Source organism: Sphingopyxis terrae subsp. terrae NBRC 15098 (genome assembly GCF_001610975.1).
In the GTDB taxonomy this organism is placed as follows: domain Bacteria; phylum Pseudomonadota; class Alphaproteobacteria; order Sphingomonadales; family Sphingomonadaceae; genus Sphingopyxis; species Sphingopyxis terrae_A.
Genome location: NZ_CP013342.1, coordinates 2,107,588 through 2,132,378 on the forward strand (window position 1 = coordinate 2,107,588; position 24,791 = coordinate 2,132,378).

General features: G+C 64.7%; 20 protein-coding genes. 16 read left to right on the plus strand and 4 right to left on the minus strand.

Annotation, left to right across the window (positions count from 1 at the left end; translation table 11 throughout):
* Window positions 1-7 precede the first annotated feature (7 nt).
* From odhB to AOA14_RS10250, 5 genes are all read left to right on the plus strand, one after another.
* Window positions 8-1,240: a 2-oxoglutarate dehydrogenase complex dihydrolipoyllysine-residue succinyltransferase gene (gene odhB, locus AOA14_RS10230; protein ID WP_062901717.1), complete on the plus strand. Its 1,233-nt coding sequence runs from the start codon at window positions 8-10 to the stop codon at window positions 1,238-1,240.
* Window positions 1,241-1,280: 40 nt separating this feature from the next.
* Window positions 1,281-2,693 carry a dihydrolipoyl dehydrogenase gene (lpdA, locus tag AOA14_RS10235; protein WP_062901718.1) on the plus strand — a complete coding sequence of 471 codons (1,413 nt, stop codon included), beginning with the start codon at window positions 1,281-1,283 and terminating at the stop codon, window positions 2,691-2,693.
* Window positions 2,694-2,832: 139 nt separating this feature from the next.
* Window positions 2,833-3,456 (plus strand): trimeric intracellular cation channel family protein, encoded by a 624-nt coding sequence (locus tag AOA14_RS10240; protein WP_003041119.1) that lies wholly within the window; start codon window positions 2,833-2,835, stop codon window positions 3,454-3,456.
* 96 nt (window positions 3,457-3,552) lie between these two features.
* Window positions 3,553-3,801 carry a hypothetical protein gene (locus AOA14_RS10245; RefSeq protein ID WP_202988223.1) on the plus strand — a complete coding sequence of 83 codons (249 nt, stop codon included), beginning with the start codon at window positions 3,553-3,555 and terminating at the stop codon, window positions 3,799-3,801.
* 55 nt (window positions 3,802-3,856) lie between these two features.
* Complete coding sequence (locus AOA14_RS10250) at window positions 3,857-4,756, plus strand: alpha/beta fold hydrolase (protein ID WP_062901720.1); 900 nt, start codon at window positions 3,857-3,859, stop codon at window positions 4,754-4,756.
* 21 nt (window positions 4,757-4,777) lie between these two features.
* Here AOA14_RS10250 and AOA14_RS10255 read toward each other — a convergent pair whose 3' ends face one another.
* Together AOA14_RS10255 and purD are read right to left on the minus strand one after the other, a co-directional pair.
* Window positions 4,778-5,407, minus strand: coding sequence for a helix-hairpin-helix domain-containing protein (locus tag AOA14_RS10255; RefSeq protein WP_062901721.1), 630 nt, complete (start codon window positions 5,405-5,407; stop codon window positions 4,778-4,780).
* Between the two features lie 59 nt (window positions 5,408-5,466).
* Window positions 5,467-6,744 (minus strand): phosphoribosylamine--glycine ligase, encoded by a 1,278-nt coding sequence (gene purD / locus AOA14_RS10260; RefSeq protein ID WP_062901722.1) that lies wholly within the window; start codon window positions 6,742-6,744, stop codon window positions 5,467-5,469.
* Here purD and xseA point away from each other — a divergent pair.
* The 4 genes from xseA to AOA14_RS10280 all read left to right on the plus strand — a co-directional run bounded on the left by xseA (window position 6,743) and on the right by AOA14_RS10280 (window position 12,840).
* Window positions 6,743-8,173: an exodeoxyribonuclease VII large subunit gene (xseA, locus tag AOA14_RS10265; protein WP_062901723.1), complete on the plus strand. Its 1,431-nt coding sequence runs from the start codon at window positions 6,743-6,745 to the stop codon at window positions 8,171-8,173. The two genes, purD and xseA, sit on opposite strands and share 2 nt — an antisense overlap.
* A 76-nt stretch (window positions 8,174-8,249) precedes the next feature.
* Window positions 8,250-8,462 (plus strand): DUF2093 domain-containing protein, encoded by a 213-nt coding sequence (locus AOA14_RS10270; protein ID WP_003041102.1) that lies wholly within the window; start codon window positions 8,250-8,252, stop codon window positions 8,460-8,462.
* Window positions 8,459-9,397: a M23 family metallopeptidase gene (locus tag AOA14_RS10275; RefSeq protein ID WP_062901724.1), complete on the plus strand. Its 939-nt coding sequence runs from the start codon at window positions 8,459-8,461 to the stop codon at window positions 9,395-9,397. Before AOA14_RS10270 ends, AOA14_RS10275 begins: the two co-directional genes overlap by 4 nt.
* 254 nt (window positions 9,398-9,651) lie before the next feature.
* Complete coding sequence (locus tag AOA14_RS10280) at window positions 9,652-12,840, plus strand: TonB-dependent receptor domain-containing protein (RefSeq protein ID WP_062901725.1); 3,189 nt, start codon at window positions 9,652-9,654, stop codon at window positions 12,838-12,840.
* Between the two features lie 212 nt (window positions 12,841-13,052).
* Here the strand turns inward: AOA14_RS10280 and AOA14_RS10285 are convergent, their stop codons facing one another.
* The gene (locus AOA14_RS10285; protein WP_234178495.1) at window positions 13,053-14,069 is read right to left on the minus strand and encodes a hypothetical protein; all 1,017 of its coding nucleotides are present in this window, start codon (window positions 14,067-14,069) and stop codon (window positions 13,053-13,055) included.
* A 44-nt stretch (window positions 14,070-14,113) separates the two neighbouring features.
* Between AOA14_RS10285 and AOA14_RS10295 the strand changes: the two genes are divergently transcribed.
* From AOA14_RS10295 to AOA14_RS10310, 4 genes are all read left to right on the plus strand, one after another.
* Window positions 14,114-15,298 carry an aspartyl/asparaginyl beta-hydroxylase domain-containing protein gene (locus AOA14_RS10295; protein ID WP_062901728.1) on the plus strand — a complete coding sequence of 395 codons (1,185 nt, stop codon included), beginning with the start codon at window positions 14,114-14,116 and terminating at the stop codon, window positions 15,296-15,298.
* A gap of 125 nt (window positions 15,299-15,423) precedes the next feature.
* On the plus strand, window positions 15,424-15,720 hold the full coding sequence (locus tag AOA14_RS10300) for a hypothetical protein (protein ID WP_234178496.1): 297 nt from the start codon (window positions 15,424-15,426) through the stop codon (window positions 15,718-15,720).
* A gap of 5 nt (window positions 15,721-15,725) precedes the next feature.
* A complete protein-coding gene (locus AOA14_RS10305; RefSeq protein ID WP_238929626.1) occupies window positions 15,726-16,109 on the plus strand; it encodes a hypothetical protein in 384 nt (127 codons plus the stop codon).
* A gap of 61 nt (window positions 16,110-16,170) precedes the next feature.
* Window positions 16,171-16,464, plus strand: coding sequence for a hypothetical protein (locus tag AOA14_RS10310; RefSeq protein WP_238929627.1), 294 nt, complete (start codon window positions 16,171-16,173; stop codon window positions 16,462-16,464).
* Between the two features lie 30 nt (window positions 16,465-16,494).
* Here the strand turns inward: AOA14_RS10310 and clpB are convergent, their stop codons facing one another.
* Window positions 16,495-19,074 carry an ATP-dependent chaperone ClpB gene (clpB, locus tag AOA14_RS10315; protein WP_062901732.1) on the minus strand — a complete coding sequence of 860 codons (2,580 nt, stop codon included), beginning with the start codon at window positions 19,072-19,074 and terminating at the stop codon, window positions 16,495-16,497.
* Between the two features lie 130 nt (window positions 19,075-19,204).
* Here clpB and AOA14_RS10320 point away from each other — a divergent pair, with 130 nt between their 5' ends.
* From AOA14_RS10320 to AOA14_RS10330, 3 genes are all read left to right on the plus strand, one after another.
* Window positions 19,205-21,358 carry an acylase gene (locus AOA14_RS10320; RefSeq protein WP_062901733.1) on the plus strand — a complete coding sequence of 718 codons (2,154 nt, stop codon included), beginning with the start codon at window positions 19,205-19,207 and terminating at the stop codon, window positions 21,356-21,358.
* 94 nt (window positions 21,359-21,452) lie between these two features.
* Window positions 21,453-24,338: a M16 family metallopeptidase gene (locus AOA14_RS10325; RefSeq protein WP_062901734.1), complete on the plus strand. Its 2,886-nt coding sequence runs from the start codon at window positions 21,453-21,455 to the stop codon at window positions 24,336-24,338.
* Window positions 24,339-24,363: 25 nt separating this feature from the next.
* The gene (locus tag AOA14_RS10330; protein ID WP_062901735.1) at window positions 24,364-24,666 is read left to right on the plus strand and encodes a hypothetical protein; all 303 of its coding nucleotides are present in this window, start codon (window positions 24,364-24,366) and stop codon (window positions 24,664-24,666) included.
* Window positions 24,667-24,791 lie beyond the last annotated feature (125 nt).

Genomic DNA, 24,791 nt, shown 5'->3' on the forward strand with positions numbered 1-24,791 from the left:
TGCATCAATGAGCACCGAAGTCAAAGTCCCGACGCTGGGTGAAAGCGTGACCGAAGCGACGATCGGCGAGTGGCTGAAGCAGCCCGGCGAAGCCGTCGCGCTCGACGAGCCGATTGCCAGCCTCGAAACCGACAAGGTCGCGGTCGAAGTGCCGTCGCCCGTCGCCGGCGTGATGGGGCAACAGGTCGTCGCCGTCGGCGATACCGTCAATGTCGGGGCGGTGATTGCGACGATCGAGGCCGGCGACGGCAAGGCCGCCGCCCCCGCTCCTGCGCCCGCGGCGAAGGCCGAAGGGGCGGCGCCCGCTCCCGCAGCGACCGGCGGCGAGGATGCGGTCGTCACCCTGTCGCCCGCGGTGCGCCGCCTCGTCCTCGAGCACGGGCTTGATCCGAGCAAGATCAAGGGCACCGGCAAGGACGGCCGCCTGACCAAGGAAGATGTGCTGGCGGCCGCCGAAGCCGCCCCCGATGCGGCGCCCGCGCCCGCGCCCGCGGCCGCCCCGGCACCTGCCGCCGCGCCCGCTGCAACGGGTGCGCCGGGCCGTCAGGAAGAGCGGGTCAAGATGACCCGCCTGCGGCAGACGATCGCCCGCCGCCTGAAATCGGCGCAGGATACGGCGGCGATGCTCACCACGTTCAACGACGTCGACATGACGGCGGTGATCGAGGCGCGCGGCCGCTACAAGGATCTGTTTGAAAAGAAGCATGGCGTGCGCCTGGGCTTCATGGGCTTCTTTACCAAGGCCGCCTGTCTTGCGCTCAAGGACATACCGGCGGTCAACGGCCGTATCGATGGCGACGAAATCGTCTATAATAATTATATGGATATCTCGGTCGCGGTCAGCGGTCCGAGCGGGCTTGTCGTGCCGGTGATCCGCAACGCCGAAAGCCTGTCCTTCGCCGGCATCGAAAAGACGATCGGCGATTTCGGCAAGCGCGCCAAGGAAGGCACGCTGACGATGGACGACATGACCGGGGGCACCTTCACCATCTCGAACGGCGGCGTTTTCGGCTCGCTGATGTCGACCCCGATCATCAATCCGCCGCAATCGGCCGTGCTGGGCCTCCATCGCATCGAGGACCGCCCGGTCGCGATCAACGGTCAGGTTGTGATCCGTCCGATGATGTATCTGGCATTGAGCTATGACCACCGGCTGGTCGACGGCCGCGAGGCGGTGACCTTCCTGAAAACGATCAAGGAAGCGATCGAGGATCCGACGCGGCTGCTGATCGACCTCTAAGAGATTTCTCCCCATCCCCCGAGGGGTAAAGGAACAACAAATGGCTGATTACGACTACGACGTCCTTGTCATCGGTGCCGGTCCCGGCGGTTATGTCGCGGCGATCCGCGCGGCGCAGCTCGGGCTCAAGACCGCGTGCGCCGAAGGGCGCGAAACGCTGGGCGGCACCTGCCTCAACGTCGGCTGCATCCCGTCGAAGGCGATGCTGCACGCGTCGGAATATTTCGAGGCGGCGGCGGGCGGCGCGATGGCGGCGATGGGCATCAAGGTGACGCCCGAACTCGACCTTGGCGCGATGCACGGCCAGCGCAAGGATGCGGTCAAGGGCCTGACCGGCGGCATCGAATTCCTGTTCAAGAAGAACAAGATCGACTGGCTGAAGGGCTATGCGCAGTTCACCGGCAAGGACAGCGTCGAGGTTGCGGGCAAGGCCTATCGCGCCAAGAACATCATCGTCGCCACCGGATCGTCGGTGACCCCCCTTCCGGGCGTCGCGGTCGACAATGACAAGGGCGTGATCGTCGATTCGACCGGCGCGCTCGAACTTGCGAAGGTGCCTGGCCACATGGTCGTGATCGGCGGCGGCGTGATCGGGCTTGAACTCGGCAGCGTCTGGCGCCGGCTTGGCGCAAAAGTCACCGTGGTCGAATTTCTTGACCAGATCCTGCCCGGGATGGACGGCGACGTTCGCAAGGAAGCGAACAAGATCTTCAAGAAGCAGGGCATGGACTTCAAGCTGAAGACCAAGGTCACCGGGGCCGAAGTGAAAGGCAAGAAGGCCGTGCTGACGCTCGAGCCCGCCGCGGGAGGCGACGCCGAAACGCTCGAAGCCGATGTCGTCCTCGTTTCGATCGGCCGCCGTCCGAACACCGATGGCCTCGCGCTCGACAAGGCGGGGCTGACCACGAACCAGCGCGGTCAGATCGAGACCGATCATGATTTCCGCACCGCCGTCGACGGCATCTGGGCGATCGGCGACGTCGTTCCCGGCCCGATGCTCGCGCACAAGGCCGAGGATGAAGGCATTGCCTGCGCTGAAAATATCGCGGGGCTGACCGGCATCGTGAACCACGACGTCATCCCGTCGGTGGTCTACACCTGGCCCGAAATCGCCGGCGTCGGCCTGACCGAAGAGCAGGCTGTTGAGAAGGCTGGTGGGGAAAAGGACAAGGTCAAGGTCGGCAAATTCCCGATGCTCGCGAACAGCCGTGCGAAGACCAACCACGAACCCGACGGCTTTGTGAAGGTGATCGCCGATGCCAAGAGCGACCGCGTCCTGGGCGTCTGGATCATCGCCGTGCCGGCGGGCACGATGATCGCGCAGGCAGCTCAGGCGATGGAATTTGGCGCGACGTCCGAAGACATCGCCTACACCTGTCACGCACACCCGACGCACAGCGAGGCGATCAAGGAAGCCGCGATGGCAGTGACCGGAAAGCCGATCCACATCTGAGTTACCCGTCCACTGGGGTAGGGCATGGGGCGGCGGCGACGTCGCCCCATTTCCGTTGCGCCGCGCCGCCGATGATCGCATGACGAAGCGGTTGCCGGCACCGGTACCGGCCTGCGGGACGAAGAAGCATCGCTGATCCATGGACACCCAGACGCTCGTTCGCCTTCTCGATCTGACCGGCATCGCGGTCTTCGCGCTGTCGGGCGCGTTGATGGCGGTGCGGCTGCGCCAGACGCTGGTGACGGCGAGCTTCTTTGCGCTCGTCACCGGGGTCGGCGGGGGTAGCGTGCGCGACCTGCTGATTGGCGCGCCGGTCTTCTGGGTTCAGGACGGCGCGATCGGCGCGGTGTGCATCGCGATTGCGCTGGTCGTGTGGGTGACCCCCGAACGCTGGTGGCAGGGGCAGCTTCTGGAATGGGCCGATGCGGTCGGGCTCGCCGCCTATGCCGTGTTCGGGACGGCCAAGGCCCTTGCCTGGGGCGTGGCGCCGGTTCCCGCGCTGATGATGGGCGTCATCACCGGCTGTGTCGGCGGGACGATCCGCGATATACTGGCCGGGGTGCCGTCGATCATCATGCGGCCCGAAATCTATGTCACCGCGGCAGCGCTAGCCTCCGGGCTGTTTCTGGTCCTGACCTGGCTCGGCGTCGCAACCTCGGTCGCCGCTGTCGCGGGCGCCGCGTCGGGTTTCGTCCTGCGCGGCGCAGCAATTCGCTGGTCTTTGGCGCTTCCGACGTATAGGGGGCGCCCCGAATCGCGGTGAATAGCGGCAGTGGGAGCCGCAACGCTCGCTTAACGCTGATCCTGTAGAGGATCCGGTGACGCGCGGAGAGGCGCGTCGTGGGGACCAGTTTCGACCTTGAAGACATTGCTGATTCATTTCGGCGCCGGGGTGGCGGCGTCCGACTGCGTGGATGCTTGTCACGACACGGCGCACACCGGGCGATGGATCATCGGCCTGTCGCTGGTGATCTTTGCGCTGCCGTTTTGCGCGCATGCGGCGCGACGCGTCCTTCTGTCGCGCGCGCGCGCCGGCCGGCGCATCCGGCGTGGCGCGGTTCCGACGAAGCCGGCCCGGTTTCGCTTTCGCAGACGGGCGCCCTCTTGACCGCGCCGCGCGCAGCGGCACAGTGGCGGTTTGACGATCGGGGAGCGGCGACGGCATGGCGACAGAGCAGGCAGCGGTAAACGGGATCAGCATCACCTTCGAAGACAAGGGGCCGCGCGATGCGCCGGTGATCCTGCTGGTGATGGGGCTGGGCGGGCAGTTGACACTGTGGCCCGACGAATTTGTCGATGCGCTGAATGCGCGCGGCTTTCGGACCATCCGGTACGACAACCGCGACGTCGGCCTGTCTACGCGCTTCGACGCGGCCGGTGTCCCCAATCTCAAATGGATGTTCGTGAAGTCGCTGCTGCGCCTCCCGGTGCGGAGCGCTTACACGCTCGCCGACATGGCGGCCGACGGCGTGGCCTTGCTTGACCATCTGGGCATCGCGCGGGCGCATATCGTCGGCGTGTCGATGGGCGGGATGATTTCGCAGCATATCGCCGCGCGCTATCCGGACCGCGTGCTGTCGCTGACGTCGGTGATGTCGACGACCGGCAATCCCCGCCTGCCGCGCGCGCAGAAGGAAGCGATGCAGGTGCTGACCAGCCGCCCGATGAGCGGCGATCCCGAAGATCTGATCGCCTATTCGGTGCGCGCTGCCAAGGTGATCGGCAGCCCCGGCTACCCGCCCGACGAGGAGCGGTTGCAGCGGCGCGTGCGCAGCGATTTCGAACGTGGCTGGTATCCGCAGGGCGTCGCGCGCCAGATGGCGGCGATCGTCGCCGATGGCGACCGGCGGCCGATGCTGAAGTCGATCGACGCGCCGACGCTGGTGATCCATGGCGAGGGCGATCCGCTGGTGCCGCTGGCGGGCGGACGCGATACCGCCGACAATATTCCGGGCGCCCGACTGCTCACCATCCCCGGCATGGGGCATGATTTGCCGCTGGGATTGGTCGATACGCTGGCCGATGCGATCGCCGGTCACGCCGGGGCGGTTGCCCGGGCCTGAGCTATAGGGCGGCTTTTTGCCTTATAGCTCGCCGCCGAGGGCACCATATTTCGCCTCGAACCCCGCCTTGTCGCCCTTCGCCAGATAGCCGGCCTGGTCGACGATATTGTCGCGGACGATGCGGCCCTGAAACGCGCCGAGCTGTGGATCGATCGCGGCGATATCGGCGTCGGTCCAGGCGGCGATCTGCGCAAAGCTGGTGACGCCAAGGCCGCCGAGCAGCGTCGCCATTTTCGGCCCGACGCCCTTCAGCAATTGCAGATTATCGGCTTTGGCGGCGGCAGGGGCGGGAGCGGCTTCTGCCGGCGGGGCAGGGGCGACCGGTGGAGGCGCGGCCGGTTCGGGCTCGGGCGCATGCGCGACGGGTGCGGGCGGGACGGTGGGTTCCGCCGGAATATCGGAGGCTGTGGGCGGTGCAGCCGGCACCGGAGGCGGCGACGCGGGCGCGGGTTCCTTTGGCTTGAAGCGCGCTGGTTCGGCTTTGACGATGTCGGGCTTCGCCACTTCCAGCGGTTTTTTCGGCTCGGCCGGCATCGCTGCGGGCGGCGCTGCTTCGTCGGGCCGCTTGCGGCCGAACAGCCACCACAGCAGGACGACCGCGACGACCAGTCCGACGACCGCGATGATCCAATTTTCCTGAAGCCACGTCATGATGATCTCCCTGTTTCACTGTCAGCCTAAGCCGACGGGGGTGGCGCGTCCAGCACCGCTCAGCGCGCCTCTCGGTTGACCTCGCGCCAGCCGATGTCGCGGCGGCAGAAGCCGCTCGGGAAATCGAGCTTGTCGACCGCGGCATAGGTGCGCGCCTGCGCTTCGGTGACACTCTTGCCCGTCGCGGTGACGTTGAGAACGCGTCCCCCCGCGGCGACGATCGCGCCGTCGGCGCGCGCGGTCCCGGCATGGAAGACGCGCACGCCTCCCGCTTCGGCCGCGGCGATGTTGCGGATCGCGCCACCCTTTTCGGGGGTGCCCGGATAGCCGTTCGCCGCCATCACGACGGTCAGCGCATAGCCGCCGGTAAAGGTCGGCGCGGGCACGTCGGCGAGCCGCCCGGTCGCGGCGGCATGAAGCAGCGCGGCAAAATCTCCGGTCAGGCGCATCATCAGCACCTGACATTCGGGATCACCGAAACGGCAATTATATTCGATCAGCTTGGGGCCTTCGCTGGTCAGCATCAGCCCGGCGAACAGCACCCCGACATAGGGCGTGCCTTCGGCGGCGAGTGCGGCGACGGTGGGACGGATGATCCGATCCATCACCTCGGCTTCGAGCTCCTTGGTCAGCACAGGCGCCGGGCTGTAGGCGCCCATGCCGCCGGTGTTGGGCCCGGTGTCGCCGTCGCCGACGCGCTTGTGATCCTGGGCGCTGCCGAAGGCGATGACATTGGTGCCGTCGGACAGCGCGAAGAAGCTTGCCTCCTCGCCGGTCATGAATTCCTCGATCACCACCTCGGCACCCGCGCCGCCAAAGGCGCCCGCGAACATGTCGGCGATCGCGGCTTCGGCCTCGGCGCGAGTCTCGGCGATGATCACGCCCTTGCCCGCGGCGAGCCCGTCGGCCTTGATCACGACCGGAATCGCGAAATCGGCGAGCGCGGCCAGCGCGGCGTCGGCGCTGGTGCAGCGCACATAGCCGGCGGTCGGAATCGCGGCGCGCGCACACAGATCCTTGGTAAAGCCCTTCGATCCTTCGAGCTGCGCGGCGGCGGCGGACGGGCCGAAGACCGGAATGTCGATCGCGCGCAACCGGTCACCGAGGCCGGCGACGAGCGGCCCTTCGGGGCCGACGACGACGAAATCGATCGCATGGGTGCGCACGAAGGCGACGAGCCCGTCAACATCGTCGGCTGCGATCGGCACACATTCGGCATAGACTTCGATCCCGGGGTTTCCGGGTGCTGCATAGAGCTTGGCGCAACTCGGCGATTGTGCCAGTTGCCAGCTCAGCGCATGTTCGCGCCCCCCAGATCCGACCAGCAGGATATTCATGAGCGTCCCTTTTCCGTCCGACGATGGCACCGAAGCGCGGCTGTTAGCCGAGGCGACGGCGGGCGACAATGCACCCGCGCTGTCGGTCACGCAATTGTCGGCGGCGATCAAGCGGACGGTCGAGGACGGCTTTGCGCGGGTCCGCGTGCGCGGTGAGCTGTCGGGGGCGAAGCGTGCGGCATCAGGGCATTTCTACGCCGCGCTCAAGGACGACAACGCGCTGATCGACATGGTGATGTGGAAGGGGCAGGCGGCGCGCCTCGCCTTCCGGCCCGAAGATGGCATCGAGGTGATCGCGACGGGCAAGCTCACCACCTATCCCGGCCGCTCCAAATATCAGCTGGTCGTCGAAAGCCTGGAGGTCGCGGGCGAAGGCGCGTTGATGCTGTTGTTCGAAAAGCTGAAGGCGCGGCTTGGCGCCGAAGGGCTGTTCGACCGAGAACGCAAGCAGCCGTTGCCCTATCTGCCGCGCGTCATCGGCGTCGTTACCTCGCCGACCGGGGCAGTGATTCGCGACATTCTTCATCGCCTCGCCGATCGCTGCCCGACGCGCGTGATCGTGTGGCCGGTGCTGGTGCAGGGCGAAGGGGCGGCGGCGCAGGTTGCGAATGCGGTGCGCGGTTTCGATGCGCTCGCGCCCGGCGGACCGGTGCCGCGCCCCGACCTTGTCATCGTCGCGCGCGGCGGCGGTTCGATCGAGGATTTATGGGCGTTCAACGAAGAAATCGTGGTGCGTGCGATCGCCGATTGCCGCATTCCGACGATCAGCGCGGTCGGCCATGAAACCGATGTGACGCTGGCCGATTATGCCGCCGACGTGCGCGCGCCGACGCCAACCGCCGCCGCCGAAATGGCGGTGCCGGTGCGCGCCGAGCTCATCGCGCAGCTTGCGACGTGGCGCAGCCGTATGACGGGCGCGGCGACGCGCCAACGCGCGCTCGCCGGCGAGCGATTGACTGCGCTCGCGCGGCACCTGCCGAAGCGCGAGGCGCTCTACGCCCCCCAGCGCCAGCGGCTCGACGACGCCGCCGAGCGGCTCGATCGCAGCCAGCGCCACCGGCTCGCGCTCGCCGGCGAACGGCTGGTGACGCGCGGCGCGGCGCTGCGTCCGGCGCTGCTGGCGCGTGCCTGGGACCGCGATCGCGCCAAGCTGGCGGGGCTTGCGCGGCTGCTGACCTCGCTCGATCCGCGCGCGTTGCTTGCCCGTGGCTATGCGATGGTGCGCGATGCCGACGGGGCGATCGTGCCGAGCGCGGCGCGCGCCCGTGGGGCAGGCCATCTGCGGCTTGCCTTCGCCGATGGCGAGGTGCCGGTGACGGTGGCGGAGGGCGATGCGCCGCCACCCCCTGCGCCCTCCGCTGCGCCGGCGCCAAAGCCCGCGCGCAAGCCCCCCGCCGCGCCGGGGCGGGGACAGGGCGAGCTGTTCTGAGCGCCGCAGGGGTGGCCGAAATCGCGCAGGTCGCTATATTGCATCCGATATCTTGGACAATTTGATGGACCCCGCCATGTTGATCGCCAGCCGCAACCGCCTTGCCCGCCTGCAATATGGCCCGAACGGATTTCGTATCCTGTCGCCGGGCGACCATGTGCTGTGCGCGGTGAGCGGGGTGCCGATCGGGCTCGACGAGCTGCGCTATTGGTCGGTTGCGCGGCAGGAGCCCTATGCGACCGCGGCGATTTCGGTGCAGGCCGCACTGGACGCGGCGCGCGGCGCATGACCGCGCGCGGGGCAGCGCCCCGAGCGATTGCTTCGCTGACCCTGGCCATTGCGGCGGCAGGCTGTGTACCCGCCGTGGCCGACAGTCCCCCGGCGCCCAAGGTGGCAGCGCCCGCTGCCGCCGCGCCTTCCGTACCGACCACACCCCCGGTCCCGAAGCCGCTTCCCGGTCCCGCCGATTTCGCCTTTCGCGGCAGCATGATCCAGGGCGGAACGCTGATCGGCCAAGTGCCGGGCGGAACGCGCATGTTGACGCTCGATGGCGCACCCGTTCCGGTCGCAGGCGATGGCGCTTTCCTGATCGCCTTCGATCGCGATGCGCCCGCGAGCCAGCAACTGGTAGCGACCCTTTCCGACGGGCGCACGGTTACGCGGACGCTGAGCATTGCGGCGGGGAATTGGCGGATCGAAAATATCAACGCGCCCTATCGCGGCAGCGCATCAAGCGACGCCGAATTCGAACGCCGTCGCCCCGCCGAACTGGCGCAGATCGCTGCGGCGCGCGCGAGCCATGTCGAATCGGACGGCTGGCGGCAGCAATTTCGCTGGCCCGCGCCGGGGCGGCTCTCAGGCTTCTTCGGTTCGCAGCGCGTCTATCAGGGCAAGCCGGGGAGCTATCATAGCGGCACCGATATCGCCGTGCCCGCGGGCACGCCCTTTTTCGCGCCCGCCGACGGGGTCGTGGTGCTCGCGGCCGATGCGCCCTTCACGCTCGAAGGAAATTTGCTGATCGTCGACCACGGCATGGGGCTGACCAGCGCCTTTCTGCACTGCCAGCGCCTCGATGTGAAGGTCGGCGACCGTGTGACGCAAGGGCAACAGCTCGGTACGGTGGGCGCGACGGGACGGGCAACAGGGCCGCATATGCATTGGGGGCTCAAATGGCGCGACGCGCGGCTCGACCCGGGCACGCTCGCGGGACCGATGGCGCGATAATCGAGGCGTTTCGATTGGAGGCGTAATTTAATTACGTACTAGGGTCGTTGATTATTCGAAGTGTGTGAGCGCTCATTTGTGTTGTTGCAAATTCGTCACAATCGCTCGTGAAACCGCGTCCCTCGGGGGGAATTCCCTTTACTCACCATGAATGAGCGATCATCCCGCACGCTATCGGGGTGTCTGTTCGGCGGCTTTGCGCTGCGAAAATAGGGGCCCGGGTATAACCACCACCAGTAGCAAGGGACTGCACTGTGAAGAAAACCCACTATTCCAAGCTGAAGCTTGGCGCTGCGCCGATCGTTATCGGCGTTGCCCTTGCTTCGGTTCCTGCCTTCGCGCAAGACGCCGAGGAAGGCGCCGCTGCGCCGGGTTCGGAGATCGTCGTTACCGGCACCCTGATCCGCAACCCCAACCTCGAACAGTCGACGCCCGTCAACGTCACCACTTCGGACGCGATCGAACTGAAGCAGTCGAACGTCGCTGAGGAAGTTCTTCGCGAATTGCCCGGCGTCGTTCCGAATATCGGTTCGGCGGTGAACAACGGCAACGGCGGTGCGTCCTACGTCGATCTTCGCGGTCTCGGCTCGACCCGTAACATCGTCCTGCTCAACGGCAACCGCGTTGCGCCGTCGGACGTGAACGGCCGTGTCGACCTCAACAACATTCCGCTTGCCCTGATCGAACGCGTCGACGCGCTGACCGGTGCGGCGGTGACCACCTATGGCGCAGATGCCATCACCGGCGTCGTCAACTTCGTCACCAAGCGCGATTTTGCCGGCTTTGAAATGACCGCGTCGGAACAGATCACTGAAAAGGGCGACGGCAACATCTTCCGTGTTGACGCGACGATCGGTGCAAACTTCGACGATGGCCGCGGTAATGCGGTGCTGAGCATCGGCTATCAGCAGGCCGACCCTGTCTATCAGGGTGCGCGCGGTTTCTCGGACAACACGCTCGACAGCTATTCGGACACGTTCATCGGTTCGGGTACGTCGGTCCCCTCGCGCTTCTCGGGCACGCGTCCGCTTACCGGCGGCGTACCGAACGTCCTCGCGCAGTATACGCAGACCGGCACCGTGCCGAACCCGAACTTTGACCCGACCCAGCCCGTCAGCGCAACGAACCCGGCGACGCTGCCGGTTCTCGCTCTGACGCCCGGCGGTGCTGCCAACGGCGGCGTTCGTCAGGTCAATAGTGCTGGCCAGGCGGTCGGCACGTTCCAAACCTACAACTTCAACCCGTTCAACATCTTCCAGACGCCGTTCGAGCGCTTCAACATCTATGGCCAGGCCAATTATGAAGTGTCCGATGCGGTGGAAGTGTACACCCGGGGCATGTTCTCGAAGAACACCGTGTCAACGATCATCGCACCGTCGGGTTCGTTCGGTGGCTCGGTTGCGATCAATCTGAACAACCCGAATCTGCCTGCGGCGCTGCGTGACCAGTTCTGTGCGTTCAACGTCGCTCCGGTGGTCAATGGCGTCGATGCCAACGGGGATCCGATTTCGGGCCAGTCTGCTTATACGCCGCGCTTTACGCCGGCTGAGTGCGCAGCGGCAGCTACGGCTACAGGCCGGAGCGATCCCAACTACCGCGAAGTCACCGTCACGCTGAACCGTCGTACGCCCGAAGTCGGCCCGCGTATCAGCAACTATCAGACGACCTTCTTCGATTATCGCGTCGGTGCGCGCGGCGGCATCACCGATACGCTCGATTGGAGCCTCGAGGGCGCCTATGGCGAGTCGGAAAATATCCAGAGCATCAACGGCTACACGCTGCAGTCGCGTTTCCGCGAAGCGTCGCTGTCCAATGATGGCGTGACCTGTCAGAGCGGCAATGCTGATTGCGTTCCGGTCAACCTGTTCGGTCCTGAAGGGTCGATCACGCCAGAAGCCGCGCGGTATCTCTCGGAAAAGAGCACCTCGACCAACCGCACTTCGCTTGCGCAGGTCCGCGGCATCATTTCGGGTGATCTCGGCTTCTCGTCGCCGGGTGCGGTCCAGCCGATCGGCTTCGCGATCGGTGGCGAATATCGCAAATACACCGCGCAGCAGTCTTCGGATCTCCTCGCCAAGACGCCGGGTGAACTCGGTGGCGCCGGCGGCGCGGCTCCCGACATCGATGGCGCTTACGATGTCTATGAAGCCTATGCCGAAATCGTGGCCCCGCTGATCGAAGACAAGCCTTTCTTCGAGAGCCTGACCCTCGAAGCGGGGATCCGTTACTCGGATTACAGCATCCGCGGCGCTGGTGGCTACAATGCCACCACGTGGAAGGCTGGCGGCAGCTGGGAACCGGGTGCGGGTCTGAAACTTCGCGGTAATTACAGCCGCGCGGTTCGCGCTCCGAACATCGGCGAACTGTTCACGCCGCAGACGGTTGGTCTGACCAACCTCGGTATCGACCCCTGCGCCGGTGGCGCTCCGGTGGCCGACGCCAATCTGCGCGCGGTCTGTATCGCGCAGGGTGCTCCTGCCGGTACGATCGGTTCGATCACCAACCCGACGGCGGCGCAGGCCAACATCACGGTGGGCGGTAACCTGAACCTGAAGCCTGAAAAGGCAGATACCTGGACGCTGGGCCTTGTCTGGCAGCCGGACTTCCTGCCGCGCTTCAACATGTCGGTCGACTATTACAACATCAAGGTCAACGACGTGCTTGGCACGCCCCTGCCGGGCGATATCATCAACGCTTGCTTCGATGGTTTGTCGGCTTCGAGCGCAACCGATCCGGCTTGTACCTCGATCCGTCGTAACCCGATCACCGGTGGCCTTGACGGTGACCCGTCGACGACCCCCGGCCTGTTCGGTCTGACCAACAACCTCGGCCGTCTGTTCACCGACGGTGTCGACCTGTTGATGAACTACAACACCGATGTCGGCTTCGCGAACCTCAGCTGGTCGTTCGTCGGCAACTGGACGCACAGCTCCAAGTATAACGCCAACGTAGCCGATCCGACTTCGCTCAACCGCGAATGCGTCGGTTACTACAGCGTGAACTGCTCGTTCACGGGTTCGATTCAGCCGGAATTCCAGTTCTCGCAGCGCTTTACGCTGGGCTTCGACAAGGTCGACGTCTCGCTGCTGTGGCGCTGGATGGACTCGGTCGACTTCGAGCCGGCGCAGCTCGCGGCGGACATCGCTGCAGCGCAGGCGGCTCCGGACGACTGTCCGAACCCGACGACGAGCGACGATGGTGGCTGCGTGGTCGATCCGAAGTTCCGTCACATCAAGGCGGCACATTATTTCGATCTCGCCACCCGCTTCAACGTGAGCGACAATCTGGTCATCACCATGACGGTCCAGAATCTGCTCGACAAGAAGCCGCCGATCGTTGGCAACACCATCGGTTCGACGACCTACAACAGCGGCAACACCTTCCCGTCGACTTACGACGCGCTGGGTCGCCGCTATGCGATCTCGGCCAAGCTGAAGTTCTAAAGAACTCTCTGCTTGGAAGGAAATTGGGGCGGGCAGCAATGCTCGCCCCTTTTTCTTTGGCAGTCAGAACCATGAGGAGCGGCAGCTTCCGCCGACCTTGTTTAGGGCGGCCGCCAAGACCGTGCCTCGGGCTTGGCACCCAACCTTCTCCGCAAGCTGTGCCTATGACGGCATGGCTAGCCCGACCACTGGTGCCCGATCGCAATAGCGCATCAGGGCATAGGTAGCGCCCCTGGGAGAACTAGCGGGATACCGGCCTGATCGGCGACAGCTTCTGCCCATCCGAGGACCTGATTGATTTCGTCTCCGTACGCCGCGTCGGCGGCAGCGAGATCACGCTGACGCTCGCCGGCTGCAAACGGCGCCCCCGACTTGCTATTGCGTGCCAGCGCTGGATGATCGGCCAGAGCCTCTCGGTCGGCGGTAAGGCCATAATGGTCCATTGCCCCTGCAACCGCCCGAACGGGGTCGCGGGTGAGTGCCTCGCTGTCGAGTGCAGCGATCCGGCCGGGCGCCCAAGCTATGAGGGTCGCGAAAGCACGCTGCTGGGCAAGCCACCCGATGGCGGCGATTTGCAGGTCGGACTGGCGGAAATAGTCGCGCGCATCGAAACCGAATTGCAGGAAGTCGTCTGCCAGATAGCCTTCAAACAATTCCCTGCACCACAGCCGGCACCATAGACCCTTCCGCGCGACCGACAGAAGAAAGGCGCGCAGCGGCGCATATAGCAGAATGGCGTGCGCCCCCGGACGCAGGGTTAGCGCACCGCGCGCGAGCGGATTGAAAATGTTGGAAGGCTTGATGATTACGGCTTCACCAGCGGTCAAGGGCCGTGCGAGCATCGCGAGCGCATCATCCATAACCCGCGCGTGATCGCGCGGCGCCGCGCCGCGCCGCCGCCATCCGACCATGTCATTGAGCAGCACGGGTTCGGACAATCCGGATGCAATGCCCGGCTGATCAATCGCCTGGACCAGCATGGTGGAGGCACAATAGGCCGAATGGAATAGGAAATGAACTGGCGCCGGCTCTACGTTCTGACGAGACGCGGTGCGGGACAGGACGAGCGGTGCTGCTTCCTCGCCCAAATGCATGTCTGTAAGAAAGGGGATCTCCCGGCGGATGTCGCGCGGCACGCGGCGGAAATGAAACGCGTCGTGATTGGAATCGTACCGATGCGCGAGCCATTCGGGATCACGTAAGGCGGCGGCAGAAGCGGGATGCAACATCGTTCGACCTTGCCGATTGCTGCAGTCGATGGCAAGCATCGGACATGGCCAGTATACAACCGCCCGCGCCCGCCGTGGAAGCCAATCGTCTTGGTATTGCGGCTTTGCAGGCCAACGATCCGGCGGCGGCGGCGGCGCACTTCGGCCGGGCGATTGCGTCCGATCCTCGGTCCGGTGCGCTCCAGAGAAATCTCGCGTCGGCATGGCGGGCGCTGGGAGAGGAAGAGCGTGAACTTGACGCACTTGCAGCGGCTCTAGCGATTGACCGCCGCGATCTGGTCGCCTGGATCCGCAAGGCCGAACGGCATGAATCACGAGCGGAGCGCGGTGCGGCGCTGGAGGCGTGGAGCGCGGCGCTCGCGCTTGCGGCGCAACTCGATCCTGTGCCCGATCCGCTCGTGCCGCTCCTGGCGCACGGACAAGCCTTCGTCGCGCAGGCGACCGATACTATGTTTGCCGCGGCCTCCGGCGCGATCGCTTCAATGGGCGATATACTCGATGAAACCGACACGCGGCGTGGAAAAGCATTCGTCGAAAGCACGCTTGGCCGGCGCAGGATCTATCGAAATGAATGTGCGGGCATCTATTACCCATTTTTGCCCGCCGACGAATTTTTTGACCGGCGGCATTTCCCTTGGTTCACTGAAATTGAGGCACATACCGACGCCATTCGGAGCGAACTACTCGCGCTGCTCGACGACCCGGGAGATGCGTTGCGTCCTTACGTGCGAATGGATGCCGGAACCCCCGATTCGATCTGGACCCCCCTCGACAATCGACTTGATTGGGGCGCCTGCTTCTTGTGGGAATATGGCGCCGCGAACCAAGTAGTGCTCGACCGCTGTCCGGCAACCGCTGCCGCGCTAGCAGCCGTTCCCGGCGCTCGTATCCCGGGCCGAGCGCCGAGCGCCTTTTTCTCGATGCTCAAGCCGCGCACGCGCATCCCGCCCCACACAGGCGTCACCAACACACGTGCAATTGTCCATCTGCCGCTGATCGTGCCGCCCGGATGCGGCTTTCGGGTGGGGGGTGAGACGCGCAGTTGGGAGGAAGGCCGCGCTTTCGCCTTTGACGACACCATCGAGCACGAGGCCTGGAACGATAGTGACCAACTGCGCGCTGTGCTGATCTTCGACGTATGGAACCCGCATCTCAGTCTGGCCGAGCGCGACTTGCTGGTGCGATATTTCGCATCGGCCGATTCGTCAGGCTACGCCGTACCGAGATAAGCTGTAGCGGTGGAGAAGCATATTTCGCTTGGGAACGAGAGACGTGCATCATATGGTCTGGGGATAAATGCCCAAATTTGAAGGGCTGAGGAGATTTTTGAATGTTTAGGATCATGACTTGGGCAGTGGCGGCAAGCCTGCTCGCGGCGCCAGCTGCGGCCGAGGAATTGGCCGACCGGGCGCCGCCCCCGAAGAAGCCGTCGTTGATGACTCCGACAGAAATCGAAGCCTATAACAAGGGCTTGGCACAAACCCATCCTTATTACATCAAGTGCCGCAAGACGTTGGAGATCGGCTCGCTGGTCAAGAAGACCCGCGTTTGCCACACCAATGCCGAATGGAAGGACGTGATTGCGCGCGGCAACCAGGATGCGCGCGATACGGCCGAAGCCATGACGAGCAAGGGGAGCACCTCCAACTGACGCTGGTGCCCATACGAGCCGTTATTGTGGGAGAAATGGCGATGCGAGGATGGATTACTTTGGTTGCCGCATTGAGTGCGGCAAGTGCGGTCAGCGCCAGCGAACCGACCAATCTAGCGCGAGCGCCTTCCGACATGAGCGGTGCCGAGATTGACGCATATAACGAGGGCCGCTCAGCAAATGATCCGGAGTATATCCGATGTAGACGCATCGCTGAACCCGGATCGCTGGTGAAAAAGAGCCGCATCTGCAATACAAATGCGCAGTGGCGGGTGATTACCGATCGGGGCAATCAGGATGCACGCGATTCGATGGAAATGCTCGCCCGAGGTTGGAGCAATTCGGTCGAGCCGAAGGATAGCCTGATGACCGAGATCAAGCCAAAATAGCGCGCTGCGCCGGACAGGGGTTGGTACAATGCCGAATTTCACGACCACCGTTGCGATAATCATGGCAGTCGCATCCGCGCCGGCGGCGGCGGATGCGTACACCGACCGCAAACCTCCCGATCGCCCGGCTTCGACGATGACCAACTCCGAAATCAAGGCGTTCAACCAGGGTATGGCATCGACCCATCCCTATTACATCAAGTGCCGCAAGATTGAGGAAATCGGATCTTGGGTGAAAAAGGCGCGGGTTTGCCACACCAATGAGGAATGGAAGCAATTGTGGGCGCAGGGGAATCAGGACGCGCGCGACACCGCCGAAGCGATGACGCGCGCGCCCGTCAACCACAGCAATTGACCGATTGGCAGGTCGCCGGGTCGACCCCACTTATGTCGGCGTCAGGACAAGGCCGCCGTCGCCTTCGTCCACTTTGACCGTCGATCCGTCCTTGACTTCACCTTTCAGGATCAGGTCGGCGAGCGGGTCTTGCAGATATTTCTGCACCGCGCGCTTCAGCGGCCGCGCGCCGTAGACGGGATCGTAGCCTACCCGGCCGAGCCACGCGCGCGCGGCGTCGGTGAGGTCGAGCGTCACCTTGCGATCGTCGAGCAGTTTCTGGACGCGCGCGACCTGAATGTCGACAATGCCGCCCATATGCTGCTGCGCGAGGCGGTGGAACAGCACGATCTCGTCGAGCCGGTTCAGGAACTCGGGCCGGAAATGCGCGCGCACCACCTCCATCACCGCGGGTTCGGCCTGTTCGACCGGCGCGTCGTCGGGCAGCGACGCGATCGCCTGGCTGCCAAGGTTCGAGGTCAGGATGATCAGCGTGTTGGTGAAGTCGACCGTACGCCCCTGCCCATCGGTCAGCCGCCCGTCGTCGAGCACCTGCAAGAGGATGTTGAACACGTCGCCATGCGCCTTTTCGACCTCGTCGAAGAGGACGACCTGATAGGGACGGCGGCGGACGGCTTCGGTCAGAACCCCGCCTTCCTCATAGCCGACATAGCCCGGAGGCGCGCCGATCAGCCGCGACACGGCGTGCTTTTCCATGAATTCGGACATGTCGATGCGGACCATCGCATTGTCGTCGTCGAACAGGAACCGCGCGAGCGCCTTGGTGAGCTCGGTCTTGCCGACGCCCGTGGGGCCGAGGAAGAGGAACGAGCCCAAGGGCCGGTTCGGATCCTGTAGCCCCGCGCGGGCACGGCGGACGGCGGTCGAGACGGCGCGCACGGCTTCGTCCTGACCGATGACGCGCTTGCCGAGCGTCTCCTCCATGCCGAGCAGCTTTTCGCGCTCGCCCTCCATCATCCGGTCGACCGGGATGCCGGTCCAGCGGCTGACCACTGCGGCGATGTCGTCGGCGGTGACTTCCTCGCGCAGCATCGCATTGCCCGCGGCGGCCTCTGCCTCCTCGAGCCGCTTTTCGAGCGCGGGGATCGTGCCGTAGCTGAGCTCGCCCGCACGGCCGAGGTCGCCCGCACGCTGCGCCTGTTCGAGCGCCGAGCGTGCAGCGTCGAGTTCTTCCTTGATCTTCGCCTCGGCGTGGATCTTGTCCTTTTCGGCCTGCCATTTCTGCGTCAGTTCGGCCGACTGCTGTTCAAGATTGGCAAGCTCGGCCTGCAGCGCGGTGAGCCGGTCTTTCGATGCCGCATCGGTCTCCTTGGTCAGCGCCGCTTCCTCGATCTTCATCTGGATGATGCGGCGGTCGAGATTTTCGATCTCCTCGGGCTTCGATTCGACCTCCATGCGGATGCGGCTCGCGGCTTCGTCCATCAGGTCGATCGCTTTGTCGGGCAGGAAGCGGTCAGAGATATAGCGGTTCGACAGCGTCGCCGCAGCGACGATCGCGCCGTCGGTGATGCGCACGCCGTGGTGCAGTTCGTATTTTTCCTTGAGCCCGCGCAGGATCGAGATCGAATCCTCGACCGTCGGTTCGCCGACGAACACCGGCTGGAAGCGCCGCTGAAGCGCGGGGTCTTTCTCGACATATTTGCGATATTCGTCGAGCGTCGTCGCGCCGATGCAGTGAAGTTCGCCGCGCGCGAGCGCCGGCTTCAAGAGGTTCGACGCGTCCATCGCGCCGTCGCCCTTGCCCGCGCCGACGAGCGTGTGCATCTCGTCGATGAACAGGATGATCTCGCCCTCGGCGGACTTCACCTCGTCGAGCACGCCCTTGAGTCGTTCTTCAAACTCGCCGCGATATTTGGCGCCCGCGATCAGTGCGCCCATGTCGAGCGCAAGGAGGCGGCGGTCCTTCAGGCTGTCGGGTACGTCGCCATTGGCGATGCGCAGCGCCAACCCTTCCGCGATGGCGGTCTTGCCGACGCCCGGTTCGCCGATCAGCACGGGGTTGTTTTTGGTGCGGCGCGCGAGGATCTGCACGGTGCGGCGAATTTCCTCGTCGCGGCCGATCACGGGGTCGAGCTTGCCCGACCGCGCGACTTCGGTGAGGTCGCGCGCATATTTCTTGAGCGCTTCGAAACTGTCTTCGGCGCCCGCGCTGTCGGCGGTGCGGCCGCGGCGCAGTTCATTGATGACAGTGTTGAGCGCGTCGGCCTTCACGCCCGCGTCGGCGAATGCCTTGCCGACCGGAGTCGAGGAGGCGAGGACCATCGCGAGCAGCAGCCGTTCGACGGTGACATAGCCGTCGCCCGCCTTGGTCGCGACCTGTTCGGCCTGATCGAGCAGGCGCACCGCGTCATTGTCGAGCCCCGGCGTCGCCTGCGCGCCCGATCCCGACACGGCGGGAACCTTGGCGAGCAGCGCGTCGATGCCGGCGACCGCGCGCGGCATGTCGCCGCCCGCCCGCTGGATCAGGCCCGCGGCCATGCCTTCATTGTCTTCGAGCAGCGCCTTGGCGATATGCTCGGGACTGATCCGCTGATGGTTCATGCGGATCGCGATCGTCTGCGCCGCCTGCAGAAAGCCCTTGGCGCGATCGGTAAATTTTTCGAGGTTCATGTGGATAAGCCCCTTTCTCGACACCAGAGATAGTGTTGCCCATTTGCAACACAAGAGCATGGCTATTCGCGCCGCAAATTTTCCGCCATGAGGTCGCCCAGTCGCCATAATATATGGAGCGGGAAAGCCGATGCGTAAATTTTTCCTTGGCCTCGTCCTCCTGCTCGTTGCGGTGGCGGTTGGCCTTGCGGCGTGGGATCCCCTGACTGCCGAGGCTTCGCCCGCGCCGGCGTTCCGGCCAACCAATGTGCAGATCGCACGCGACAGGTTCGGGGTGCCGCATATCTTCGGCAAGACCGATGCCGACGTCGCCTATGGCGTCGCCTACGCCCATTCGGAGGATGATTTCGCGACGCTGCAAGAGGTGATCGCGATGACGCGCGGGCGCACCGGCGCGCTGCTTGGTGCCGATGGCGCCAAGATCGATTATGTCGCGCAGCTCCTCGATATCCGCAAGACCGCGGCACGCGACTGGCCGCGCCTGCCCGCCGACGTGCGTGCGCTGTTCACTGCCTATGCCGCAGGTCTCAACCACTATGCCGACAAGCACCCCGACGAGGTGCGCCTGTCGGGGCTGTTCCCGGTGACCGGCGAGGATGTCGTTGCCGGTTTCGTGCTGCGTTCGCCCTTCTTCTTCGGGCTCGATTCGGTGCTGGGGCGCCTGACCGAAGGCAAGCCGTTGTTCCGCGAAGGCGGTCCAGCGCTCGATGCCGCCGGCAAGCTGGTCCCGCGCGAGCTGACCCCGGTCGGCCGCGACCCCGACCATAATGGCTCGAACGGCATGGCGGTGGCGCCGGGCCGGGCCCCCGATGGCGCGACGCGGCTCGTTTCCAATTCGCATCAGCCATGGACCGGCGGGGTCGCCTGGTACGAACTGGTCGTTCATTCGGGCGAAGGGTGGGATTTTGCGGGCGCCAACTTTCCCGGTTCGCCTTACCCTTTCCTTGGCCACAATAAATATCTGGGTTGGACCAACACGGTGAACCGGCCAGACCTGATCGACGTGTACAAGCTGGTGCTCGACGACAGCGGCGAAAAATATCGCTTCGATGGCAAATGGCTGCCGCTGGAAAAGCGGCGCGTGTGGCTGCGCGTCAAATATGGTCCCTTCGTGCTGCCGGTGCCGCAGACCGTGTGGCGATCGGTCCAGGGCCCGGTGATCAAGAATGCCAAGGGTGCCTTTGCCATTCGCTATGCCGGCATGGACCAGTCGGCGATGGTCACCCAATATTATCGGCTGAACAAGGCGAAGAATTTCGCCGAATGGCGCGCGGCCATGGCGGGGCAGGGGGTTCCGGCGACCAACTTCATCTATGCCGATGCCAAAGGCAATATCGGCCTGTTCTACAACGCGATGTTCCCCGACCGCCCGGCGGGTTTCAACTGGCGCGGCGTACTGCCCGGCGACACATCTGCCGACGTCTGGACGAAGTCGCTGCCGTTCGAGCGGGTGTCGGCGCTGGTCAATCCGCGCTCGGGTTTCGTGATGAACGCCAACAATACGCCGTGGGTCGCGGCGGGGCCGGGCAGCGAACTCGATCCGGCGGCCTTTTCGCCGCTGATGGGGATCGAGGACGACATGACCAATCGCGCGGTGCGCCTGATCGACCTGTTCGGGGCGCCAGGACCGATCGATGCCGCGCGGCTCAAGACGATCAAATATGACACCGCCTATGCGAAGAGCGGCTATGCCAAGGTCTGGATCGACCGGCTGCTCGCGCTCGATGCCAAGGGCGATGCGCAGATCGCGGCGGCGCAAGATTTGCTGCGCGCGTGGGACTGGAACCTGGACGGCAAAGGGCAGGGCGATGCGCTGGCGCTGCTTGTGCTGCGCCCGGCGAATGGCAGTCACTATCAGCGCAAGGCCGACCCCGATCCGATGACGGTGCTGCGCGACAGCGCTGCGCATCTTCAGAAATATTTCGGGACGCTCGACCCCGCGCTGGGGACCGTGCTGCGGCTGCGCCATGGCGAAGGTGCCCACCGGGTCGACCTGCCGCTCGATGGCGGCAACGATACGGTGCGCGCCTCCACTCTGTGGGACGTTGAACCCGACGGCCGGCTGAAGGTGCGGCACGGCGACAGCTTCATCATGTTCGTGACGTGGGACAAGGCGGAACGCGTCCATTCGGAATCGGTGCAGCCCTTCGGTGCCGCGACGACGCGACCGGAAAGTCCGCATTACAACGACCAGGCCCCTCTGTTCGTCGCGCATCGGTTGAAGCCGGTGCTTTTCGATCCGGCGGCGCTTCGCGCGAGCGGAGCGCGATTCTATCGGCCTTGAAAGCGCAGCAGAGCTGTCCTAAACCGTTGATACAGTGCCGTCCGGCATGCTCGTCACCGGCGCGTTTCGTGCCCCCGGTTTCAAGAGGATATCCATGACCCGCTTCCATCGCTTTGCCGTCGCCCTGGCCGTATCGACGTCGCTCGTCGCGGCCGGCCCCGCCCTTGCCAAAGCCAAGGAGGCGCAGCCCGCGCCGATTTCCGAACTGGTGAAGGCGGTCGATATTCCGTACCAGAGCTTCACGCTCGACAACGGACTGCGCGTGATCGTGCACGAAGATCACAAGGCGCCGGTGGTCGCGGTGTCGGTCTGGTATCGCGTCGGATCGAAGCACGAACCCGCGGGCAAGACGGGTTTTGCGCATCTGTTCGAACATCTGATGTTCAACGGTTCGGAAAATTCGCCGGGCGACTTCTTTGAACCGCTGCAACAGGTCGGCGCGACCGATTTCAACGGCACGACCAATACCGACCGCACCAACTATTTCGAAACGGTGCCGACCGGCGCGCTCGACCGCGCGCTGTTTCTCGAAAGCGACCGCATGGGCCATCTGCTCGGCGCAGTGACGCAGGAAAAGCTCGATAACCAGCGCGGCGTTGTCCAGAACGAAAAACGCCAGGGCGACAATAATCCCTACGGTCTGCTGCGGTACGAAATCTTCGAAAATCTGTTCCCCAAGGGGCATCCCTATCATCACAGCACCATCGGTTCCATGACCGACCTCAACACGGCGAGCCTTGCCGATGTGAAGAAGTGGTTCAGCGACAATTACGGCCCCAACAATGCCGTGCTCGTGCTGGCGGGCGACATCGACCTTGCCACCGCAAAGACCAAGGTCGCCGAATGGTTCGGCGACATTCCGCGCGGCCCCGAAGTGAAGGCGCCGCAAACCTCTGTTCCGACGCTTCCCGCACCGCTCGCCAAGGAGGTCAAGGATCTCATTCCGACCACCCGCATCTACCGCATGTGGGCGATTCCCGGCCTCAACGATCCCGAATCGGTGCCGCTGCAAATGGCGACTGCGGTGCTTGGCGGCCTGTCGTCGTCGCGGCTCGACAATGCGCTCGTCCGCAAGGACCCGGTCGCGGTCAGCGTCGCGGCGTTCGCGCAAACGCTGGAGGATGCAGGCTTTCTGATCGTGCAGGCCGACGTGAAGCCGGGCGTCGACCCCAAGGTCGTCGGCGAAAAGCTTGACGCGCAGATCGCCGATTTCCTGGCGACCGGCCCGACCGCGGACGAATTGCAGCGTGCCGCGGCCAGCTATCTCGGCGGTACGATTTCGGGGCTGGAATCGGTCGGCGGCTTTGGCGGCAAGGCGGTGACGCTCGCGGAGGGCGCGCTCTATTCGAACGATCCCGCCTATTACAAGACCGAGCTCGACCGGCTGGCGAAGGTGACCCCCGAGCAGGCGAAGGCGGTGGCCGACAAATGGATGTCGCGTCCGGCTTTCTCGCTGACCTACTCGCCCGGCGAGCGTACCGAAGGCGGTGAAAATCGTGGCGGCGCCTTCACCGAAGGCAAGCCGGTGACGGCGGTATCGCCCGACCGTTACTGGAATGCGGCGCTCGGCGACGTCGGGCCTGACACGGGTGTCGGCACGGCGACCTCGATCGCCGATCGTTCGCAGCTTCCAGCGGTGATGGACCTCAAAGCGCTCGAATTTCCGGCGATCGAACGCGCCAAGCTGAAGAACGGAATGGAAGTCGTCTTCGCGCGCCGGACCGCGGTACCGACGGTGCAGGTCGCGGTGAGCTTCGATGCCGGCTATGCTGCCGATCCGCACAATGCGCTCGGCACCCAGTCGTTGATGCTCAGCCTGATGGACGAAGGCACGACGAGCAAGGATTCAATCGCCTTCGCCGAAGCGAAGGAACGCCTCGGCGCCCAGATCGACGGTTCGGCGAACGCCGACGAAACGGTGTTCAGCCTGTTCGCGCTCAAGCCGAACCTCAGCGCGTCGCTGGGCCTGCTCGCCGATTATATCCGTAACCCGGCCTTTGACGGCAAGGAAATGGAGCGGGTGCGCGCGCAGCAGCTCAACCGCCTGAACGCTGAACTCAACAATCCCAATGCGATCGCCAGCCGCGTGCTGATGCCGGTGCTTTACGGCGCCGATCATCCCTATGGCATCCCGCCGTCGGGCCTCGGCAACGAAGCGGCGGTCAAAGCCGCGACGCGCGACCAGCTCGCGGCATTCCACCAGACGTGGATTCGCCCCGACAATGCCCGCATCTTCGTCGTCGGCGACACGACACTGAAAGACGTCACGAAGCAGCTCGACGCCGCTTTCGGCGACTGGAAGGCGCCGAAGACCGCGAAACCCGAAAAGCATTTCGAGATTGCGATTCCGAAGCCGCAGCCGCGCATCCTGCTCGTTGATCGGCCCAAGTCGCCGCAGTCGATCATCATCGCGGGCAAGGTGCTCGACGTGAAGGGCGGCGACGATCTGGAAGTACTGCGCCAGGCGAACGATATTTTCGGCGGCAGCTTCCTTTCGCGCTTCAACATGAACCTGCGCGAGACCAAGGGCTGGTCCTATGGCGTGCGCTCGCGCGTTTCGGGCGAAGCCGACCGCGTGACCTGGGTGGCGGTGGCGCCGGTGCAGGCCGACCGCACCGGCGATTCGATCCGCGAATTCCAGAAGGAATTGACCGCGTTCATCGGCGACAAGGGCGTAAACGCCGAAGAGCTGGAACGCACGACGAACGGCAGCGTACGCGAACTGCCGGGCAGCTTCGAGACATCGGGCGACGTGCTCGGCGGCTTGCGTGCGATCGTCAAATATCACCGGCCCGACAATTATTATGAAACGCTGCCGGCGAAATATGAGGCGATGACGGCCGAGGAACTCGATGCTGCGGCGCGCAAGGAGGTGAGTACCGGCGACCTCGTCTATGTCGTCGTCGGGGATGCCGCTGTGGTAAAACCGCAGCTTGACGGATTGGGTCTGCCCGTGGAAACAGCGAAGCCCGCTAACTAACATTAGTTTCAGTAGGAGAGTTTCGATGTCTCAGGTCGATGGCAATTATGACTGCGTTACCAAGTCGCCGATGGGCGACCAGAAGTCGGTTTTCACCGTGAACAGCAACGGCGACAGCTTCACCGGCCAGAATGCCGGCGCGATGGGCTCGCTCGATGTCGAGAATGGCAAGGTCGACGGCAACAAGCTGACGTGGACGATGAACATGAAGGTGCCGATGCCGATGACGCTCGAATGCGAAGCGACGATCGACGGCGACGCGCTGACCGGCACGATCAAGGCCGGCCCGTTCGGTTCGATGGCGATGACGGGCACCCGTCAGGCCTGATCGTCCGGATATCGGAAATGAGAGGGGTCGCTCCGTTGGAGCGGCCCTTTTTTTGTGGGCAGATGGGGCGGCATGGACTGCCGACCGCGCCGATGCTGCTGCATTGCATAGCTTTTCGGCGGCGC

Excerpts from the sequence above, each read along its gene's own strand:
- odhB (WP_062901717.1), top strand. The coding sequence starts at position 8 with ATGAGCACCGAAGTCAAAGTCCCGACGCTGGGTGAAAGCGTGACCGAA.
- lpdA (WP_062901718.1), top strand. The coding sequence starts at position 1,281 with ATGGCTGATTACGACTACGACGTCCTTGTCATCGGTGCCGGTCCCGGC.
- AOA14_RS10240 (WP_003041119.1), top strand. The coding sequence starts at position 2,833 with ATGGACACCCAGACGCTCGTTCGCCTTCTCGATCTGACCGGCATCGCG.
- AOA14_RS10250 (WP_062901720.1), top strand. The coding sequence starts at position 3,857 with ATGGCGACAGAGCAGGCAGCGGTAAACGGGATCAGCATCACCTTCGAA.
- AOA14_RS10255 (WP_062901721.1), bottom strand. The coding sequence starts at position 5,407 with ATGACGTGGCTTCAGGAAAATTGGATCATCGCGGTCGTCGGACTGGTC.
- xseA (WP_062901723.1), top strand. The coding sequence starts at position 6,743 with ATGAGCGTCCCTTTTCCGTCCGACGATGGCACCGAAGCGCGGCTGTTA.
- purD (WP_062901722.1), bottom strand. The coding sequence starts at position 6,744 with ATGAATATCCTGCTGGTCGGATCTGGGGGGCGCGAACATGCGCTGAGC.
- AOA14_RS10270 (WP_003041102.1), top strand. The coding sequence starts at position 8,250 with ATGTTGATCGCCAGCCGCAACCGCCTTGCCCGCCTGCAATATGGCCCG.
- AOA14_RS10275 (WP_062901724.1), top strand. The coding sequence starts at position 8,459 with ATGACCGCGCGCGGGGCAGCGCCCCGAGCGATTGCTTCGCTGACCCTG.
- AOA14_RS10285 (WP_234178495.1), bottom strand. The coding sequence starts at position 14,069 with ATGTTGCATCCCGCTTCTGCCGCCGCCTTACGTGATCCCGAATGGCTC.
- AOA14_RS10295 (WP_062901728.1), top strand. The coding sequence starts at position 14,114 with ATGGCCAGTATACAACCGCCCGCGCCCGCCGTGGAAGCCAATCGTCTT.
- AOA14_RS10310 (WP_238929627.1), top strand. The coding sequence starts at position 16,171 with ATGGCAGTCGCATCCGCGCCGGCGGCGGCGGATGCGTACACCGACCGC.
- clpB (WP_062901732.1), bottom strand. The coding sequence starts at position 19,074 with ATGAACCTCGAAAAATTTACCGATCGCGCCAAGGGCTTTCTGCAGGCG.
- AOA14_RS10320 (WP_062901733.1), top strand. The coding sequence starts at position 19,205 with ATGCGTAAATTTTTCCTTGGCCTCGTCCTCCTGCTCGTTGCGGTGGCG.
- AOA14_RS10325 (WP_062901734.1), top strand. The coding sequence starts at position 21,453 with ATGACCCGCTTCCATCGCTTTGCCGTCGCCCTGGCCGTATCGACGTCG.
- AOA14_RS10330 (WP_062901735.1), top strand. The coding sequence starts at position 24,364 with ATGTCTCAGGTCGATGGCAATTATGACTGCGTTACCAAGTCGCCGATG.